Genomic DNA, 18627 nt, shown 5'->3' with positions numbered 1-18627 from the left:
ATCGCCTCATTTCTGTGGATAACGGCTTTCGAGCTCATGAACCTGCTCTTGCGTTAACGTGGTGAAGCCGTGTGGGCGCAATGTAATGTATAGGCGCGCGGTATCTTCTAATTCTTCCGCATTGAAAAACGCCTGTCTTAAGGTTTTTCCGCCAACAACGGGGCCGTGGTTAGAGAGTAAAATCGCATTATGGTTTGGCGCTAATTTTGCAATTTCTTCACCAATACGGTCATCACCCGGTGGTAAATATTCAATCAAAGGTAGTTTGCCCACACGCATCACGTAATAAGGCGTGATCGGCGGTAAGCAGTTTGCGGTATCCAAATTCGGTAAACAGGACAGTGCCGTTAGCCAAGGTGAATGTAGATGAACAACCGCTTGGCAATCTGGACGCTGCAAATACATTGCCATATGCATGGAAACTTCTTTTGTTGGTTTGTCACCATCAATCCAGTTACCTTGCGCATCGAGCTTGCTCAGGCGCTCAGGATCTAAATCGCCAAAGCTCGAGTTAGTTGGGGTGACAATAATACAGCCATCCGGCAAGCGTGCGCTGATATTGCCTGCACCACCGCTGCTGTATCCGCGATTAAACATTGACTTCGCCCAATCCACTAACTCTTGGCGTAGCGCCTTTTCATTACTCATTAACCATCTCCTGTGCTAACTGGAAGAAATTCTCTTGACCAAAATTGCCTGATTTCAGTGCTAACCAGTTACCGCTTGCTAAGTCTTGTACCCAAGGCACACCCGGCGCGATAGGTGAGCCAATACTTAATTGTTCTGTTCCAAGGCTTTGTACCACTTTTCCAGACGTTTCGCCGCCCGCGATAATAAAAGTGTTATAACCTTGCTGCTGAAGTAACGTCACCACCTGCCCAAACACATTTTCTACCGCGGTACTCGATAATGCGGCACCGTATTTTTCCTGCGTTTGCTTCAATAACTCTGGTGGTTGGGTGGCATATAACAAAGGCGCTAACCCAGTGATTTTCTGGTCTTTAACCCATTGTGCTAATACGGTTGCATAGCCTGGATTATTGATGCATTCACCCACATCTAGCGCTTTGCTAGGTGCAACTTGTTGATAGCTTTGTACTTGCTTGTTGGTCATTAGCGAGCAGCTTCCCGATAGAATGACCGTTTTTCTGTCTTTCCCTGTCGGCTTACTGCCACGGCTTTCCCCTTGTCCCCAAGCCACTTGGCTATCAATATTCGCAAGGGCAGCCCCCAATCCTGACCCGCCCGTTAATAAAGGCAGTGATTGCGAAGCCTGAGCAATAGGCAGTAAATCATCCATCGTGAAGCTATCCATAACCGCATAACTGATGCCTTGCTGGCGTAACTGTTCTAACTGTTCAGTGATAGCGGCACTGCCCTTTTGCACTGTCGCAAGATTAATCAGCCCTGCTTTACCGGCTGACTGTTTTTCCATTACGCGCATCAGGTTGGCATCAGTCATTGGTGTGACTGGGTGGTGCTGCATTCCACTTTCATTAAGCAATTGACCATTAACAAACAGGTGCCCATGTACCACGGTTCGACCGTTAACGGGCAATGCAGGGCATACTAATGATAATGACGTACCCAGTTGCTTCATCAGTGCATCGGTTACTGGACCAATGTTGCCTTTCTCTGTTGAATCAAAGGTTGAGCAATATTTAAAGAAAATCTGCTGACATTTCGCTGATTCTTTCAGCCAGCGGCATGCATTTACCGAGGCACTAATGGCTTCATTTACTGGACAAGAACGGCTTTTCAAGCTCACCACAATGGCATCCACATCTTGAGGGATTGGAGTGTTTTCATTCGGCTCATTCAGTAGCTGCACCACTTTCCAGCCGTTTTGCACCATAAAGCCTGCAATATCTGTCGCGCCGGTAAAATCATCAGCAATCACACCTAATTTCACTGTCATGCCTTTTTCTCCGGTAAAGTAATGCCTTTAAAGGTTTTGATAACGGCACTATCATCCTGTAAGCCAAAACCTTCATTACTGGCTGAGATAAACATTTGATGCGCCGTTGATGCCAATGGCAGTGGGAAATTCAGCGCTTTTCCGGTTTGCATCACCAAACCGAGATCTTTCACAAAAATATCGACTGACGATTTAGGGGTATAGTCTCCATCAAGCACATGCTGCATACGGTTCTCAAACATCCATGAGTTGCCAGCTGCATGGGTGACGATGTCATACATCACATCTAAATCGATGCCCGCTTTTGCCGCCAGCGCCATACTTTCCGCTGCAACCGCAATATGTACCCCCGCCAATAGCTGGTGGATAGTTTTCACTGTGGAGCCAAGACCGATTTCATCTCCCACACGATAGAGACGCTCTGAAATTGCATCAAACACCGTAGAAAGCTGAGCGAATAGCTCAGGGGAACCCGATGCCATAACGGTCAGTTTACCTTCTGCCGCTTTAATCGCTCCGCCAGATATAGGCGCATCGACTAATGGAAGCTGGTATTCAGCAAGGCGCTGCGCGATCTGTTTTGTCTGCTCCGCAGCCAGTGTACTGTGCAACACAATGACAGTATTTGGACGAAGCTGCTCTACCAGTGGCTTCTCACCACCAAATAAAATCGCCTCAACCTGCCGATCATTGACGACGACCATAAGTAGCGCATCTAGCTGTTGTGCATACTGCGCGGCATCTTGTCCTGAGGCTTGCGCCCCATATTCGAGTAGCGCCTCGCATGCCTGTGGATTTAAATCAAACCCATAGGTTGGGATCTTATTTCTTATTAGTGATTGCGCGATCCCCATCCCCATCGAACCCAGACCAATAACGCCAACATGGTTAACGGTATTTTTCATCTAGCCCCCTGATGTTGTCAGTTCCAACAAATGATAAATTCTGGTGAATACGGTTAGTTTTGGTAAACACTGTGAATTCTGGTGAATGTTGTGAATTTTCACATAACCAAATTCACAAACACATGACTATCATCACACTAAAGATAATATAAATTTTAAACAATTAAACCTTAATATACTGATATATATTGATTTTTATATTTAACATTCTGATACTACCCTTCACAAGAAAGTGTGATAAAAATTGTGACCGATTTGGTTGTTTTCTGATCTGCTGGTTTTTATACCTATTAAATTCCCTCTTTGTTTCTGATTTTCATTGACCTGTTGAGTAAATTCCCCAAAATAGCCGCCTATTATTTTTTGTAAAATGTTCCATACTTGGTATTGAACGCATCAATTACGTTATCGAGGAGTCAAAATGGGTCTGTTTGATCAAGTGTTAGGCATGGTTGCAGGTGACAAAATGCAACAGTTTCAATCTGTTATTGATTGGGTTGAAAAGCAAGGCGGGCTCTCAGGTGTCATCGATAAATTTAACACTGAAGGCTTAGGCGGGATCGTTTCATCATGGGTTGCTGAAGGTGAAAATTTGCCAGTTAATGCTAGCCAGTTAATGCAAGTTTTCGGTGATTCAGGGATCCAAGAACTCGCTCAACGCGTTGGTTTAGATCCACAGCAAGCAACAGATATGGTCGCTAAATATTTACCGACTATCGTAGATAGCGCGAGCCCGAATGGTGTGCTGCCAGAAAATATCGATTTAGCGTCAATTGGCATGAACTTACTGAAACAAAAACTGTTCGGTTAAGCCCAGTCTTTGGCACAAATAAAAGCCCACTTTAAAGTGGGCTTTTTACTAAACTAACTCGTTACTAGCTTTGATACTCATTTCGCAGTTTTTTCGCCGCTTCCACCATGTTAGCCAGCGCTTGGCGAGTCTCTGTCCAACCGCGGGTTTTTAAACCGCAGTCTGGGTTCACCCATAAACGCTCCACCGGCACTCGCTGTGCAGCCTTACGTAATAGCGCCACAATCCACTCTACATTTGGGACGTTAGGCGAGTGAATATCATAAACTCCCGGACCAATTTCATTTGGGTAATCAAAATCTTCGAATGCATCTAATAAATCCATATCCGAGCGCGAGGTTTCAATGGTGATCACATCGGCATCCAGCGCAGCAATCGAATCCATGATGTCATTGAACTCGCAATAACACATATGGGTGTGAATTTGCGTCTTATCATCGGCGATGGCTGCACTTAATTTAAAGGCATCCACCGCCCAAGTCAGATAGTCATTCCATTCATCGCGACGCAACGGTAACCCTTCACGTAACGCTGGCTCATCAATCTGAATAATGCCAATACCCGCTTTTTGTAAATCATCCACTTCGTCACGCAATGCCAGCGCAATTTGCTTGGCTATCGTTTCACGGCTGACATCTTCTCGAGGGAATGACCAACACAGAATGGTCACCGGACCTGTCAGCATTCCTTTAACGGGTTTACCCGTCAACGACTGCGCATACTTCGCCCATTCCACGGTAATAGCTTCTGGGCGGCTAATGTCGCCAATAATCACTGGTGGCTTCACGCAGCGAGAGCCGTAACTCTGTACCCAACCATTTTGCGTAAAAACATAACCATCAAAGTGTTCACCGAAATATTCCACCATGTCATTTCGCTCAGCTTCACCATGCACGAGGACGTCAATATCCAGCAGCTCCTGCTCCTTGATAGCTTGTTTGATGTGCTCACTGATACTGGTGCGGTAATTCAGTTGGTCTACATTCCCTTTTTTGAAATCAAGGCGCAAAGAACGAATTTCACTGGTCTGCGGGAAAGAGCCAATTGTCGTGGTTGGCCACAATGGCAGATTAAAACGTTGGCGCTGAAGTTCAGCACGCTCTACATAAGGGCGAGTACGCTCGGTATCTTTCGCGTTAATTGCGGCTAAGCGCTGAGCGACCTGTGCATTATTGACTCGAGAAGAGGTGCGGCGAGCACGAATTGGCGCACTATAGGTTTCTAACGCTGCAATATTTTCTGCCGTTGGCTGATTAAGTGTTTTCGTCAATAGCGCCAGTTCTTCACATTTTTGCAGCGCAAATGCAAACCAGCTTTTCACTTCGGCATCCAGACGTGTTTCATCATTTAAATCAATTGGGCTATGCAGTAGCGAGCAAGATGAACCGACCCACAGAGTGCGCCCCCCTAGCAGCGGTTTCACCCGTTGGAATTTCTCGCCTAAATCCCCTTTCCACACGTTACGTCCATTAATTAATCCTAACGAAAGCACCCAATCCTTAGGAAGCGCTTGATGCAATGCTGCGATATCATCCTTGCCCGCAACCACATCCACATGCAGTCCTTGCACTGGCAGTTGTTTGATGACATCCAAGTGATGGCTAATACCGTCAAAATAGGTGGTTAACAGTAAGTTAGTTTTACCTGCGAGGGATTGATACGCTTGTTGGTAAGCATTCTGCCATTCAATAGGTAAATCGAGTACCAGTGCTGGCTCGTCAATTTGCACCCATTCCACGCCTTTTTCAGCCAGTCGAGCAAGAATTTCTTGGTAAGCAGGCAGCAGATCCTTCAGCAAGGATAGGCGGTCAAAGGCTGGTCCCTTCACTTTTCCTAACCACAGGTAGGTAATTGGACCAATGACGACAGGTTTAACGTTATGACCGAGTTTTAATGCTTCGTCGACTTCGTCAAACAGTTGATTCCACGACAGTTTAAATTGTTGTCCTTGCTGGAATTCTGGCACGATATAGTGATAGTTAGTATTAAACCATTTCGTCATTTCCCCCGCTGCCGCTGGCTTGCCTGTTGGCGCACGACCCCGAGCTACACGGAATAAGGTATCTAAATCGACAGAGCCATCTTCATTTTGATGACGCGGTGGAACGTTTCCTAGTAATAAACTAGTGGTTAAAACTTGGTCATACCATGCAAAGTCACCGACGGGTAGCAGGTCTACACCTGCATTTTTTTGTTGTTCCCAGTGACGAACACGTAGTTGGTAACCTGTTTCAAGAAGTGCAGATTGGTCAATTTTGCCTGCCCAATAATCTTCTTGTGCACGTTTGAGTTCTCTTTTCAGACCGACACGTGGAAAACCAAGTGTATGATTTATAACAGACATATTGACCCCTTAAAATATTTAGCCGTCTAGATGTTTACACATCTATAATCAACAGGTACTGTATAAAGCACAAGCGCAAATTATTCATCGTCTACTTGAAGGTTTCTCATGATCGAATTAAAACATTTAAAAACGTTGCAGGCGCTCAGCCAATACGGATCATTAGCTGCCACTGCGACGCACCTGCACCAGACTCAGTCTGCGCTATCTCACCAATTCAGTGATTTAGAGCATCGCTTAGGCTACAAACTATTTGTTCGTAAAACTCAGCCCGTCCATTTCACGCCGCAAGGGGAAGTTCTCCTGCAATTAGCGCAACGTATTTTGCCAATGGTGAAAGATGCCATTCGTGTCTGCAATGAACCGACGGTCAGTACGCTACGTATCGCGATTGAATGCCACAGCTGTATTCAGTGGCTGACCCCTGCATTGCAACAGTTTAGACAAGCATGGCCACAAGTGACCGTAGATTTTAAATCTGGCGTGACCTTTGACCCGCAACCCGAGTTACTTTCGCGAGAATTAGATATCGTGATGACCTCTGATATTCTTGCGGATCAAGATTTACACTACACGCCAATGTTTGATTATGAAGTGAAACTGGTCGTGGCGAATGACCATCCATTAGCTAAAAAACCGTTAATTGAGCCTCATGATCTTGCCAAAGAGACATTGCTGATTTATCCAGTTCAGCGTCAACGTTTTGATATCTGGCGTCATTTCTTACAGCCAGCCGGTGTTTCACCTAATATTAAAACCGTCGACAATACGCTGATTTTAATTCAGATGGTGGCGGCTAAAATGGGGATTGCGGCACTGCCACACTGGGCGGTGGATTCCTTTGAAAAGCAAGGTTTGATTACGACGAAAACGTTAGGAAGTGGGTTATGGAGCCGACTGTACGCTGCATGTCGTGAAGGAGAACAGCGCCAGCCAGCCATTGAAACATTTACCAATACCGCTACTGATCACGCGGTGGAGAATTTGTCTTACGTGAAGCCGGTGCGAGGATCCAGCGCTTATGCACCCACAGAGACGCAATTATCAGGCTCGACCCCATGGTGAAACTGAGCCAATTAGGATGTTGCTGCCAAATGGCAAAGTTCACTAATAAACCTGCTGGAACCATCATGTTATTCATTATCGCGAGGGTTCCGGCATCCACTTTCGTGGCACCATAGTTCCACAGAAAATAGCCTATCCCCGACGCAACCACACCCAGCCAGAGTAAAACTATCCATTGAGCTTGGCTTGTCGGCACCATCGCCTTATTCCCAAACAGTAGCCATCCTATTAAGGCAATCAACGTCGCCCCGAGATAGAACCATGAAAAGGCTTGATGCTGGGGGATCGGGTGCACTTCCATTAAGCGCTTATAGCCTACTTGCCCAAGTGCAAAGAAGATGTTGGCGAGCTGCACAAACATCAATCCAATCCAAAATGATTCGCTGAGGTGGTCATAACGAATAATGGCAGCACCAATCACGGCTAATATCGAGCTAAACAGGTAGCCTTTACGTAGGCGTTGGCGCTCTAAGAGATCGTAAATTAATGTGACATACAGCGGGGTTAATACCGTAAATAGCAAAAATTCTGCCACGCTCAGGTATTTATAGGCTTGGAAAACAAAGTAATACATGATCCCCAGCTGGCAAGCGCCCACCAGCATATACAGTGAGATCACTTTGGCACTGAAGTTACGCCAACGCAGGAAAGGTAGGAATACCAGAGAAGCTAAACTCACGCGGATAAGCACAGACAACCAGCTATCCACCTGCCCTGCGAGGTATTCCCCCATTAAACTAAAAGACGCTGCCCAGAGCAGCGTCGTGAAAACGAGTAACCACATTGTTGTTCACTCTCAAGCACAATGATTTAACAAACAAGATGCCTGTAGAATACTCGTTTTTTCGTTTTAATGCTCTTTTTCAATCAGCACGGCTTCTAATAAATCCAAATCCACCAGCAAGCTTTGCAAGGTTTCATTACTGATTTTCCGTGTTGCACGTAAGTGATAGAGCTCACCGCGTTCTGCACGTAGCGCCGTTAAACGAAAACGCCGTTCAAGATCTTCAATCTGCAAGTTGTGTTCCATCTCGTCTTGGTCGGCGGTTCGACGACGTAAATGACCAATCACCCTTGTTGCGACCTCGTTGATGTCTTCCGAGTCTAATTGCTCTTCCACATCCGCAGATAAACGCTCTTGCATCTTGTTCAAGCTGACAATTGCCACTTCAGCCATTGCTGCTTTCGCCATACGGATTTCGTTAATATCCGCCTCTTTATCCCCCACTTTAAAATTGCGCAGCAGGAGTGGTAACGCCACAACGCCCGCAAAAATGGAGAATAAAATAACCCCAGCGGCGATAAATACTAGCTGGTACCTTGCAGGGAACGGAGAACCATCGGTTAAAAACAGTGGCACCGAGAGCACACCGGCTAAAGTAATCGCCCCGCGAACCCCAGCAAACGACGCTAACCACAATTCACGGACGGTATAGCTCGCGAACTGTAATGGGCGTTTTTTCAGGAACAGACGGCTGAATCTCTTCATCAACCATAACCAGCAGAAACGTAAAATCAGCAAGGCAAAATAGATGATAACGACCGCGGTAAACAGCATCCAAGTTTCGACGCTTGGGTCGAGTTCTGCTTGAATAACTGACGTTTCCCAAATCCCCGGTAATTGCAGACCGAGCATAATGAACACTAAGCCGTTAAAGACAAACTCTAACATCGACCAGACGCTATCGGCACGTAAACGCATTGCCAAAGGCGCATTACGGATAACGCCGGATTTCGTGATAGTCATACCCGCAGCAACCGCTGCCAAAATACCCGAGAAACCGATATGTTCCGCAATCATGTAAGAGGCGAATGGTAACAGCAGCATGAAGACAATTTGCGTTGCTGGGTCATCCCCACTCCAGCGGCTCATTAAGCGCAGAGACTTACTGTATAACCATGTCACAGCAACACCCGCCAACAGACCACCGACTGCGACTTTAAAGAATTCGATTGTGACACCCGATACGCTGAAGACCATCGTTCCCATAGCAATCGCCACGGCGAACTTCAACGCTACCAGACCGGAAGCATCGTTCATCAATGCTTCCCCTTCGAGTACGCTCATCATCCGTTTGGGAATTCGCCCTTTCCCGACGATAGAGGACAATGCCACCGCATCTGTTGGGGAAAGTACAGCAGCCAGCGCAAAGGCGGCAATAAGCGGGATCCCGGGCATCAGCCAGTAAATCAAATAACCAATCCCGATAACGGTTACCAACACTAGCACTAATACCAGAATGAAAATTTCTCGTCCATTCTGGAAAAATTCACGGGTAGGAGTTTTCCAACCATCGACGAATAACAGCGGTGGAATCAACAGAACCATAAAGAGTTCAGGGTCAAAAGAGACATGTAACCCAAACTGAGGCCACGCTAATAATGCACCGATAGCAATTTGAATAAGAGGAAGGGGAATACGGATGGGAATGACTTTCGTCACCACACCAGAAACAGAGACAGCCAAGATCAAAATAAGAATAGTAAAGAAAATTTCCATGTTGCCCTTACTTATTAACTAATGCATACCCTAAATATCGCAGCTTAAAGTATAACGGGAGAACCCAAAATTTGCCTGCCGCCGCATAGTAAGAGATAGCACCGTCCAGACCATGAGATTTTCAGTCAAGGCAGCCACTGGTTAAAAATAGGCATTTTCACTTCATTTACCGCCTTAGCACTATTCTATCCTTAACAGGCTATCTGACGGGAAAATAATTTGGACTTTAGAACGAATCGCAACAATCCGTTAAAGGGCGACAGCAGCTGCCGCCCTATCATTAGAATTACCTTTAGATAGCGAGGTCGGCAGCATAAAACGCTACCAGCAGAACAGCGATAACTACGCTACCAATATTCAGTTTACGCCACTCACCCGCACAAATACGCCCGATAACCAGTGATGCGAAACCTAACATAATACCGGTGACGATATTACAGGTTAATACGATGAATACCGCACACAGTAAACCTGACATCGAATCCACAAAATCATCGAAATCCAATTTCGAGACATTGCTCAGCATCAGCAGACCCACATACATCAGCGCTGGTGCTGTCGCATAGGCAGGTACCAGATAAGATAATGGCGATAAGAACAAGATAAATAAGAATAAAACACCAACAACTACGGCGGTTAAACCTGTACGGCCGCCTGCTGCAGTTCCTGCTGCGGATTCAATATATACCGCAGCGGGTGATGCGCCGATCGCCCCAGCAAAAATGCTGCTGACAGAGTCAGCGGTTAATGCTTTTCCACCATCGATAATCTGACCGTCTTTATCCAGCAAGTTCGCTTGACCCGCAACAGCGCGGATAGTCCCTGTTGCATCAAAAACTGCTGTCATCACTAATGCCAGAACACTTGGTAGAACCGCCGCTTGAAGTGCGCCCATGATATCCATACTGAACATCAGCGCTAAACCATCTTCACCGAATGAAGGCAGTTTAAAGAAACCTTGGTATTTAACGGCTGGGTCGAAAATCAAACCAATAATCGAAATCGCGATAATGACTAATAACACCCCACCCGGTACACGGCGTTTTTCTAAACCGAAAATTACCGCTAAACCAATCAGAGACATTAAAACAGGGAATGAAGTGAATTCACCCAACGCAACAGGTAAACCTGCATTTGGGTTTTTAACCACTAAGCCAACGCCCGTTGCTGCTATCAACAGTAAAAACAGACCGATACCAATACCCGTACCGTGAGCCACGCCCATTGGCATGTTACGTAAAATCCAACTACGGATACCTGTCACAGAGATAATGGTGAATAAACACCCCATTAAGAATACGGCACCCAGCGCAACTGGAATACTAATATGTTGCCCTAACACCAAGCTAAAGGCAGTAAACGCGGTTAATGAGATTGCACAGCCAATTGCCATTGGCAGATTCGCCCATAACCCCATTAATAAAGAACCGAAACCTGCCACTAAACAGGTTGCGATAAACACAGCAGTAGGTGGAAAGCCTGCTTGTCCTAACATACCCGGCACCACGATGACAGAATAAACCATCGCTAAGAATGTCGTTAATCCCGCAATGATTTCGCGGCGCACTGATGAGCCACGCGCTGTGATCTTAAAATATGAATCCAATTTGCAATTGGATGAAGCCTGTTGGCCTGCCATGGTATACCTCTGCTATTAATTTTAGAAAATTCTATGTCACTATTTTTGCTAAGCTTTTTATAAGCATTTATTCATTTTTGCTTGATAACTTAGCGAATATCACCTCAAACTGAAACTCACGTAAACGATTACCTTTTTGATAAATGTTCACTGAACCGAGATAACTGGTGAACAGAATGACTCTCTAGGAACAGTGCGCAAACGTTTGGCTTTCAGAAAAAAATGAGGCGAATTGTGAAGAGCGTAATTATCGTTCGAAAGGGGGGAATTGATCAAGTGTTTTATGGCTGGCCATTTTTTAACCATGAACCATAAAAACTGTGTCATATTCTTACAATCTTCCATAAAAGTCAGTCATATTCCGTTCTATATACTCTTTGTTTAAATATACGCGTGAGAGTGTTGCTAAAATCCCCACTAATATTGAGTTTTTAATAAATAGTCTGTTTATGAAAATATTTATTTTCTAATACTAATTAAATAACTCATTTCTCTGGTGATTATTTTTATAAATATATTTTTTAATAATACTTAACACTCGCTATAAATATTATGTCAACCATTACAGCCTCAATTAAAACAATACCAAAAAGTGCCTTAATACTTTTTGCTGTATTTTTACTGATTTATCTCCTTCCCGGGATTTATGGGCATAGTCCATGGAAGCAGGATGAAAACTACAGTTTTGGTATTATTCAAACGATGTATGAAACGGGTAATTGGCTGGTTCCTACCAATGCGGGCGAGCCTTTTATGGAAAAACCGCCATTCTATTATTGGACGGCGACGGTTTTTTCTCATTTATTATCGGGAATTATGCCGTTATACGATGCCGCACGCAGTGCGAGCTTATTTTTTTCTATTATTAATTTTTCATTTTTTATTTTATTAGCTCGTCGCTTTTTTAAATCCGACAGCTTTTCTGATGCCCGTATTTGGACTGCCTTTGCGCTGTATATTTGTGCGCCGGGAATATTGCGACACACCCATGAAATGTTCACGGATGTTTCATTAATGACCGGAGCAACCATCGGTTTATATGGCTTATTAGGGTTAATTCAGCAACAGAAAATTACCGCGTCCGCCTTCTGGCTCTGCCTTGGCACCATTATCACCACCTTATCTAAAGGCGTGTTTATTCCTGGCGTTCTGTGGATCAGCCTATTTTTAGCGCCTGTATTTCTTGTTCAATGCCGATCTAAACAGTTTTGGCTACCCGCACTATTCGCAGGCTTGGTCGCTCTCATTGCTATCCTACCTTGGCCAATTATGCTGTATGTGCAGCATCCCGAGCTGTTCGTAACTTGGTTTTGGGAAAATAACATTGGTCGCTTCCTTGGATTCTCCGTTGAAAAGTTAGGGGCTAAAGCCAATTTCACGCGTATTCCTTCTGCAGTCGCATTTTTTGCGCTTCCTGCTGGGCTACTGGCAACTGCCTATTTTTTACGTCATCCGCTCAGACGCCTGCGTGATCATAATGAATATTTGATTGCCATATTTCCTGTCCTTGGCGTGGTATTCTTGCAAATGTCTGCCAGTGGGCGAGCGCTCTATTTACTGCCCTTTATTGCTCCGATGGCGCTCCTCGCTGTACAGGCTCTTGGCTGGTTTTCAGAGAAAGTCTTAAACGCATTCGCACGCTTCGCCGCCTTCTTCTGGTCTGGGGTAATTCTCTTTCTGTGGGCTTGCTACGCTATCGTATTAACGGGTCATCACGCCCAATGGTTGCCTGTTTTTGGTCGTTGGCTACCTCTTGATTACCAAATGCATTTTTCTGTATTTGCGTTGATAGCGGGTATTTTTATTACCTGTTTTTGGTTCTTCCGCAATCATCTTATTTCCTCATCCAGCAGCGCTTTCCAAGCGATAAGAAACTGGTCACTGGGAATGGTGAGTGTGTGGAGCATTATTCTCACATTATTTGTTGGTTGGATTGATTATTCAAAAGGCTACGAAGGGGTTTTCCTGGATCTTCGACATCATTTAGAAGGGCAATTTACCCAAAATGACTGCATGGCTTCCGAAAACCTTGGGGAATCAGAAGCGCCGATGCTCTATTACTACACTGGTATTTTGCATCAAAGACAGATGGAATTTGAAAAACCACAACAGTGCCGCTGGCTGATTGTATTATCCAAAGAAGTTCAACCCGCTCCTGAAGACATGGAACTGTTTTGGTCAAATCATCGTCCTGATGAATTTCGCGAAAATTTAGTGGTTTATCAAGTAATAGAATAGTTGGTTGCAAATAAAAATCCCCGAGACAAAACTCGGGGATTTTTTAATACATTGGTGATAAAAAGACGTTACTGAGCTTGTTGCTCAATGGCTTGAGCACCATATTTTTCACGGGTAAACCATAAAAATAGCCCCGCTATTCCAATCAATAATATCGGCAGACCTGATGGCGAAATCGCCGTTGCAGCCCCTGCCAATAACGGACCAGAAAGGTTACCTATACCCCATAACATTGCCGCTGCGGCGTTGGCAATAATCAGCTCATTCCCTCTGAAGTATTGACCAATCTGCACTAAAGCGATGGTGTAAATGGCGCCAGCTGTCGCCCCCAACACAAACAATAAAACCCAGATAAAGTAAGTGTGAGTAATTAAGAATGGCAGCAGCATGCTGGCTCCTAACGTCACCACGCCACAAATACGATACAATTTTTCGCGATTCATATGATCAGCTAACCAACCAAACGGCATCTGCATAATCGCATCTCCTGCCAAAATTGCACTGATCATCATCGCCGCAACCGCCTCGGTATGCCCCATGCCCATCCCGTAAATTGGGAACATCGACAAGATAGTGCCATCGAAAAAAGCAAAAAATAGGATCCCGGCACAAATTCCAGGGGCAACTTTCACGAATTGCACAATTGAAAAGTTAGATTCTGACGCCGTTTCTGCGAGCCTATCTCCCACTTTCTGATCCATCAGTAGGAATAAAGCCACAGAAATTAAGTGAATCAAGGTACAAATAAACAGAGGCGATTTATCTTCCACACCATAATAAGCAATAAATGACGGACCTAATAATTGGCTTACGGTAAATACCGTCGTGTAAATCGCCAATATCCGCCCTCTCTTGTTTTCAGGGGATAATTCGTTGATCCACGTTTCCCCCAAGCAAATCATTACACCGCTTGCAAGTCCCGTAATCAACCGCAAAGGGAAAAGTAGCCATAAAGGCAATGAACTTAACAGTGGCAGTAAGCTAATGGCGGAGATCACCGTCGCGATTAACATCGCTTTGCGCTTTCCACACCACTTCACAATACGCTGTACCACAGGGGCAATCAAAAACATTCCCAAGGCAGGAGCCGCAGAGATAATGCCAATGTACAATTCACTCACACCAAAATTATTCAGTCGCAGCGCCACCATCGGGATACTGAGACCAATCACGATACCGATAACGGCAATGCTGGTTGTAATCGTAAAAATAGCAAAAGAAGCAGAACGTCGAAAATGTTGAAAACTCGAATTAGCAGGGCTCATTTTTGTATTAATCTGCTCAATTAGGATTAATTGTCAGATATAAACTCCGAAAAGATATGATTTATTTGAAATAAAACACTACGACAAATTCAGTCATTAGAATAATACAAATTAAATTATATCATGAATTTATTCAACAAAATAACACACTGAAAAAACAATAAATCTTATTTTTATAACTATGTATTTAAAAAATAATTTTTAGATTATTTTTCCATTTATTCGCATTCAGCAAAATATTATTTTCATAATATCGGGTTTCTGACATTTCATATTTAAGATGTTAGAATTGGCAGCAGAAATGAGAATTTATAAAAGCAATATTGTGGAAGACAGTGTCGTGGAAAATAAAATAAATATAAAAATTGGTCAGAAAGTACGTCTGCTACGTCAGGCGAGAAACCTGTCTCTGAGTGAGCTTTCTCACTTATCAGGGATCTCTAAAGCCGCCCTTTCTAAATTGGAATCAGGGGATTCAAACCCGCGCATCGACACCTTAGAGTCCATTGCAGCGGCACTGCGTTTTCCACTCAGTGATTTATTTACACGCCAAAATGAATCTTATCCCTATTTGGTGAAGGCCACACCGCTCGAAGGCGATTATTTAGAGCAATTTAAATTTCGTATCAGCATGGGCAACGTATCCGAAATTTGGCAACTCAGTATGAAACGAGGCGCAATTATTAACAGCCCAGCGCATATGGTCGGCACCCATGAACACATTATGGTGCACGCGGGCTCCCTTATGCTGCGCTTAGACGATGAGCAAAATGTCGTTCTTGAGGCTGGAGATTTTTACGCTTTCAGCGGAGACTTTCCTCACGCTTACTTATGTATTGAGGGGGATGTACACGCCACCGTCGTGATGACCTATTCACATTTAAGTGATGGGGTCTAATCAATCAGCCCACGCTCCTTGTAGGCTGACCTTATTTATTCAGAATTACTGCAAATAATCTTGCATGGTTTCAAACACACGCAGATCATCGCTAAAGCGAACTTCACGGACGTCTTCCAATTTTTCAACTTGGTTAACCATCTGCGACAAACGCTCATCTTTCTGAACTAATAACCAAATTCGGCTTTCGTCCCTATCTTTAATTGGCATACATAGGATGCCATCCACGTTAAATGCTCGACGCGCAAACAACCCACAAATATGTGACATGACGCCCGGATGGTTGCGAACAATTAATTCTAAGGCGATTGGGTGATGTTCAAATACCATAATTACGCTCCGATCATATCAATATTAGCGGCACCAGGAGGAACCATTGGATATACCTTCTGATTGACATCAATCAGGGCATGAATTAAGCAAGGTCCTTTAGTGTTCATAATCGCTTCCAGCGCCATTTCAGGGTCGGCTTCATTATTTAAATCGCACGTTTGGAAACCAAACCCAGAGGCAATTTTAATAAAGTCGGTCTGATACGGGTAAGCCGCTGCAAAGATACGATTTTCAAAAAATAAATCTTGCTGCTGATGCACCATGCCCAGCGCTTGGTTGTTCATTAAAACTATCTTAATGTTTAATTGATGCTCCGCCGCCGTCGCCAGTTCCTGAATATTCATCATTAAGCTGCCATCACCGGAGAAACAAACGATGGTTTTATCTGGGTGAGCCAATGCCGCGCCAATGGCTGCCGGTAAACCAAAGCCCATGGTGCCCAAACCACCGGATGTTAACCATTGGCGAGGTCGTGATAATGGGTAAGCTTGCGCCGCCCACATTTGATGTTGCCCAACATCCGTCGTGACAATCGCCTCTTCCCCTGCGGCGCGCGCGGTGGCTAATACCAAACCGTAATGATCTAATGGATCATCCGCATTGGCTAAATTCAGCGGATAATTATTTTTCAGATCATTAACTTGCTGAACCCACTCGTGACGATCATTGCGCTCAACTAATGGCAGCAACAGCTCCAATATTTGTCCCGCATCCGCATGGATAGCAATGTCTGGACGTTTGATTTTACTGATTTCCGCTTTATCGATATCAACATGAATAATTTTGGCATTCGGGCAGAACTTTTCCGCTTTACCAATGGCGCGATCATCAAAGCGAGCACCGATAACAATCAGTAAATCAGACTCTTCCATGATCATGTTCGTGCTTCGTGCCGCATGCATACCCAACATGCCCAAATACAGCGGGTGACGCATTGGGATCGTTCCCAGCGCCATCAAGGTCATTGTCGTTGGTAAAGAGGCTTTTTCCGCAAAAGCGATAGCCGTCGCGGTTGAATCTGAGCTAATCACCCCACCACCGAAATAGAGTACAGGACGCTTCGCACGGTTGATCATTTCCGCCGCTTGAATTACTTTTTCCATATCGAAACTTGGGGCTTTATCTTTCGGTAAAACCTCTGGCAGCACATCTAACTCAATGGTCGCAGTCTGTACATCTTTTGGAATATCAATCCAAACAGGTCCTGGACGCCCAGACTCAGCAATACGAAATGCTTCGCAGATAACACGAGGCAGGTCTTCAATGCTGCGCACCAAATAATTGTGTTTCGTAATCGGAATTGAAATACCGTAAGTATCAACTTCCTGAAACGCATCGGTACCAATCATCGAAGATGGCACTTGCGCAGTGATGCATACCAGTGGAATTGAATCCAGCTTCGCATCCGCAATGGCTGTCACTAAGTTAGTGGCACCGGGACCGCTTGAGGAAATACACACCGCCGCTTTGCCTGTGCTACGTGCAATCCCCTGTGCAATAAAACCCGCACCTTGCTCGTGACGCGCCAGTATGTGGCGAATTTTTTTGCTCTGCCCCAGCGCATCGTAGAATGGCAATGCAGCCCCGCCGGGGATACCAGAAACGATGGTAATACCATGTTTTTCCAACAAATAGACGATCAATTCTGCGCCTGTAAAACAAGTTTTTTGTGCTGATGTTGTGCCCGACTCGCTCATAATTTTTTATTCCTTCACTAGCCTGCGGATCCGAGTTTTAGGTCATAAAAAAACCCCGCTCGGTTTGCGCCGGCGGGGTTTCTAAATCGCGTGATTTGTTCCCGTTACGGCGCTAAGCCCACGACCACCACCACACGCACGACTACCGCGGCTAGTGGCGCGGTAAGTAGTAGGTTTGAACGGTTAGCAGTCATTTTCACGAGAGTTTCCTGTAATTTAATTCTGTCTGATTTTTCATTTTTGTGTTTGCTGCATCTAAGAAACCATAAAACCCTAACCTTCACAACCCTTTTTTTCGTTTTTCTTGGTTGTGGATTTCAAATGAGAGGCATATCACAGAATGTTGTTGAGTTGTGATAATTTGAATTGAAATTGCTCATAAAAAATTAAAGCCCTTAAAATTAAGGGCTTTAATCGATGATTTTGACTTTCTAATTTAAAAATTAGAACGGGATGTCGTCATCAAAATCCATTGGTGGTTCATTGGTTTGTGGAGCTGGTGAACGCGCTGGTGCTGCGCCACCGCCACTGAATTGTTGTGCTGCTTGTGGTTGTTGTGGTTGACCCCAACCGCCTTGTCCGCCGCTTTGACCTTGTGATGGGGCATCGCCGCCGCGACCGCCAAGCATCTGCATTGAACCGCCGATATTTACCACAACTTCGGTGGTGTAGCGATCTTGACCGCTTTGGTCTTGCCATTTACGGGTTTGCAGTGAACCTTCGATATAAACTTGTGAACCTTTTTTCAGGTATTCACCAGCAACTTCGGCTAATTTGCCGAAAATCACAACACGGTGCCATTCAGTTTTTTCACGCATTTCACCGGTTTGCTTGTCACGCCAACTTTCAGAAGTTGCCAGAGTCAGGTTAGCGACAGCTCCGCCGTTAGGCATATAACGGATTTCTGGATCTTGTCCTAAGTTACCGATAAGAATTACTTTATTTACGCCTCTGGTGGCCATTTATTACTCCTGATGCATTGAATTTTTAATCTCTGGACTGACCGTGAAGTTT

At 44.8% G+C, this 18627-nt stretch carries 16 protein-coding genes; 4 read left to right on the top strand and 12 right to left on the bottom strand.

Features of this window, described 5'->3' with window-relative positions; genetic code table 11:
• Positions 1-6: 6 nt before the first annotated feature.
• From otnC to ltnD, 3 genes are read right to left on the bottom strand one after another with little or no spacing between them, the layout of a single operon-like run.
• Positions 7-648 carry a 3-oxo-tetronate 4-phosphate decarboxylase gene (otnC, locus tag HFU86_RS03235; protein WP_154638716.1) on the bottom strand — a complete coding sequence of 214 codons (642 nt, stop codon included), beginning with the start codon at positions 646-648 and terminating at the stop codon, positions 7-9.
• Complete coding sequence (gene otnK / locus HFU86_RS03230) at positions 641-1918, bottom strand: 3-oxo-tetronate kinase (protein ID WP_132497148.1); 1278 nt, start codon at positions 1916-1918, stop codon at positions 641-643. The genes otnC and otnK overlap by 8 nt, the downstream gene beginning before the upstream one ends.
• Positions 1915-2823: an L-threonate dehydrogenase gene (ltnD, locus tag HFU86_RS03225; RefSeq protein WP_187128718.1), complete on the bottom strand. Its 909-nt coding sequence runs from the start codon at positions 2821-2823 to the stop codon at positions 1915-1917. The genes otnK and ltnD overlap by 4 nt, the downstream gene beginning before the upstream one ends.
• A 421-nt stretch (positions 2824-3244) precedes the next feature.
• On the opposite strand from ltnD, the gene HFU86_RS03220 reads away from it, so the two are divergent.
• Positions 3245-3634 (top strand): YidB family protein, encoded by a 390-nt coding sequence (locus HFU86_RS03220; RefSeq protein ID WP_187128717.1) that lies wholly within the window; start codon positions 3245-3247, stop codon positions 3632-3634.
• Positions 3635-3698: 64 nt separating this feature from the next.
• Here the strand turns inward: HFU86_RS03220 and metE are convergent, their stop codons facing one another.
• The gene (gene metE / locus HFU86_RS03215; RefSeq protein ID WP_187128716.1) at positions 3699-5978 is read right to left on the bottom strand and encodes a 5-methyltetrahydropteroyltriglutamate--homocysteine S-methyltransferase; all 2280 of its coding nucleotides are present in this window, start codon (positions 5976-5978) and stop codon (positions 3699-3701) included.
• Between the two features lie 108 nt (positions 5979-6086).
• On the opposite strand from metE, the gene metR reads away from it, so the two are divergent.
• On the top strand, positions 6087-7043 hold the full coding sequence (gene metR, locus HFU86_RS03210; RefSeq protein WP_036954997.1) for an HTH-type transcriptional regulator MetR: 957 nt from the start codon (positions 6087-6089) through the stop codon (positions 7041-7043).
• On the opposite strand, the gene HFU86_RS03205 is transcribed toward metR, so the two are convergent.
• The 3 genes from HFU86_RS03205 to HFU86_RS03195 form a co-directional block, all read right to left on the bottom strand.
• On the bottom strand, positions 6940-7827 hold the full coding sequence (locus HFU86_RS03205) for a carboxylate/amino acid/amine transporter (RefSeq protein ID WP_132497151.1): 888 nt from the start codon (positions 7825-7827) through the stop codon (positions 6940-6942). The genes metR and HFU86_RS03205 overlap by 104 nt on opposite strands.
• 66 nt (positions 7828-7893) lie before the next feature.
• Entirely contained in the window at positions 7894-9543 is a 1650-nt protein-coding gene (locus tag HFU86_RS03200) for a Na+/H+ antiporter (RefSeq protein WP_036955001.1), read from the bottom strand.
• 292 nt (positions 9544-9835) lie between these two features.
• Positions 9836-11182: an NCS2 family permease gene (locus tag HFU86_RS03195; protein ID WP_036955005.1), complete on the bottom strand. Its 1347-nt coding sequence runs from the start codon at positions 11180-11182 to the stop codon at positions 9836-9838.
• Between the two features lie 552 nt (positions 11183-11734).
• Here HFU86_RS03195 and HFU86_RS03190 point away from each other — a divergent pair.
• Positions 11735-13420 (top strand): ArnT family glycosyltransferase, encoded by a 1686-nt coding sequence (locus HFU86_RS03190; RefSeq protein ID WP_187128715.1) that lies wholly within the window; start codon positions 11735-11737, stop codon positions 13418-13420.
• 68 nt (positions 13421-13488) lie between these two features.
• On the opposite strand, the gene HFU86_RS03185 is transcribed toward HFU86_RS03190, so the two are convergent.
• Positions 13489-14685 carry an MFS transporter gene (locus tag HFU86_RS03185; RefSeq protein ID WP_108479336.1) on the bottom strand — a complete coding sequence of 399 codons (1197 nt, stop codon included), beginning with the start codon at positions 14683-14685 and terminating at the stop codon, positions 13489-13491.
• A 340-nt stretch (positions 14686-15025) separates the two neighbouring features.
• Between HFU86_RS03185 and HFU86_RS03180 the strand changes: the two genes are divergently transcribed.
• A complete protein-coding gene (locus tag HFU86_RS03180; RefSeq protein ID WP_132497172.1) occupies positions 15026-15583 on the top strand; it encodes a helix-turn-helix domain-containing protein in 558 nt (185 codons plus the stop codon).
• Positions 15584-15628: 45 nt separating this feature from the next.
• Here HFU86_RS03180 and ilvN read toward each other — a convergent pair whose 3' ends face one another.
• The 4 genes from ilvN to HFU86_RS03160 all read right to left on the bottom strand — a co-directional run bounded on the left by ilvN (position 15629) and on the right by HFU86_RS03160 (position 18575).
• Positions 15629-15913, bottom strand: coding sequence for an acetolactate synthase small subunit (gene ilvN, locus HFU86_RS03175; RefSeq protein WP_132497153.1), 285 nt, complete (start codon positions 15911-15913; stop codon positions 15629-15631).
• A 2-nt stretch (positions 15914-15915) separates the two neighbouring features.
• The gene (gene ilvB / locus HFU86_RS03170) at positions 15916-17613 is read right to left on the bottom strand and encodes an acetolactate synthase large subunit (protein WP_187128714.1); all 1698 of its coding nucleotides are present in this window, start codon (positions 17611-17613) and stop codon (positions 15916-15918) included.
• Between the two features lie 104 nt (positions 17614-17717).
• Complete coding sequence (gene ivbL / locus HFU86_RS03165) at positions 17718-17807, bottom strand: ilvB operon leader peptide IvbL (protein WP_108479355.1); 90 nt, start codon at positions 17805-17807, stop codon at positions 17718-17720.
• A gap of 249 nt (positions 17808-18056) precedes the next feature.
• A complete protein-coding gene (locus HFU86_RS03160) occupies positions 18057-18575 on the bottom strand; it encodes a single-stranded DNA-binding protein (RefSeq protein WP_036955024.1) in 519 nt (172 codons plus the stop codon).
• Between the last annotated feature and the right edge of the window lie 52 nt (positions 18576-18627).

Source organism: Providencia sp. JUb39, from assembly GCF_012272845.1.
GTDB classification, from domain to species: domain Bacteria; phylum Pseudomonadota; class Gammaproteobacteria; order Enterobacterales; family Enterobacteriaceae; genus Providencia; species Providencia lanzhouensis.
The sequence above is the reverse complement of the archived record's forward strand: the minus strand, read 5'-3'. Positions and strand labels throughout refer to the sequence as shown.

Excerpts from the sequence above, each read along its gene's own strand:
- ivbL (WP_108479355.1), bottom strand. The coding sequence starts at position 17,807 with ATGACTGCTAACCGTTCAAACCTACTACTTACCGCGCCACTAGCCGCG.
- HFU86_RS03195 (WP_036955005.1), bottom strand. The coding sequence starts at position 11,182 with ATGGCAGGCCAACAGGCTTCATCCAATTGCAAATTGGATTCATATTTT.
- HFU86_RS03220 (WP_187128717.1), top strand. The coding sequence starts at position 3,245 with ATGGGTCTGTTTGATCAAGTGTTAGGCATGGTTGCAGGTGACAAAATG.
- otnC (WP_154638716.1), bottom strand. The coding sequence starts at position 648 with ATGAGTAATGAAAAGGCGCTACGCCAAGAGTTAGTGGATTGGGCGAAG.
- otnK (WP_132497148.1), bottom strand. The coding sequence starts at position 1,918 with ATGACAGTGAAATTAGGTGTGATTGCTGATGATTTTACCGGCGCGACA.
- HFU86_RS03190 (WP_187128715.1), top strand. The coding sequence starts at position 11,735 with ATGTCAACCATTACAGCCTCAATTAAAACAATACCAAAAAGTGCCTTA.
- ilvN (WP_132497153.1), bottom strand. The coding sequence starts at position 15,913 with ATGGTATTTGAACATCACCCAATCGCCTTAGAATTAATTGTTCGCAAC.
- ilvB (WP_187128714.1), bottom strand. The coding sequence starts at position 17,613 with ATGAGCGAGTCGGGCACAACATCAGCACAAAAAACTTGTTTTACAGGC.
- metE (WP_187128716.1), bottom strand. The coding sequence starts at position 5,978 with ATGTCTGTTATAAATCATACACTTGGTTTTCCACGTGTCGGTCTGAAA.
- HFU86_RS03205 (WP_132497151.1), bottom strand. The coding sequence starts at position 7,827 with ATGTGGTTACTCGTTTTCACGACGCTGCTCTGGGCAGCGTCTTTTAGT.
- ltnD (WP_187128718.1), bottom strand. The coding sequence starts at position 2,823 with ATGAAAAATACCGTTAACCATGTTGGCGTTATTGGTCTGGGTTCGATG.
- HFU86_RS03185 (WP_108479336.1), bottom strand. The coding sequence starts at position 14,685 with ATGAGCCCTGCTAATTCGAGTTTTCAACATTTTCGACGTTCTGCTTCT.
- HFU86_RS03160 (WP_036955024.1), bottom strand. The coding sequence starts at position 18,575 with ATGGCCACCAGAGGCGTAAATAAAGTAATTCTTATCGGTAACTTAGGA.
- HFU86_RS03200 (WP_036955001.1), bottom strand. The coding sequence starts at position 9,543 with ATGGAAATTTTCTTTACTATTCTTATTTTGATCTTGGCTGTCTCTGTT.
- metR (WP_036954997.1), top strand. The coding sequence starts at position 6,087 with ATGATCGAATTAAAACATTTAAAAACGTTGCAGGCGCTCAGCCAATAC.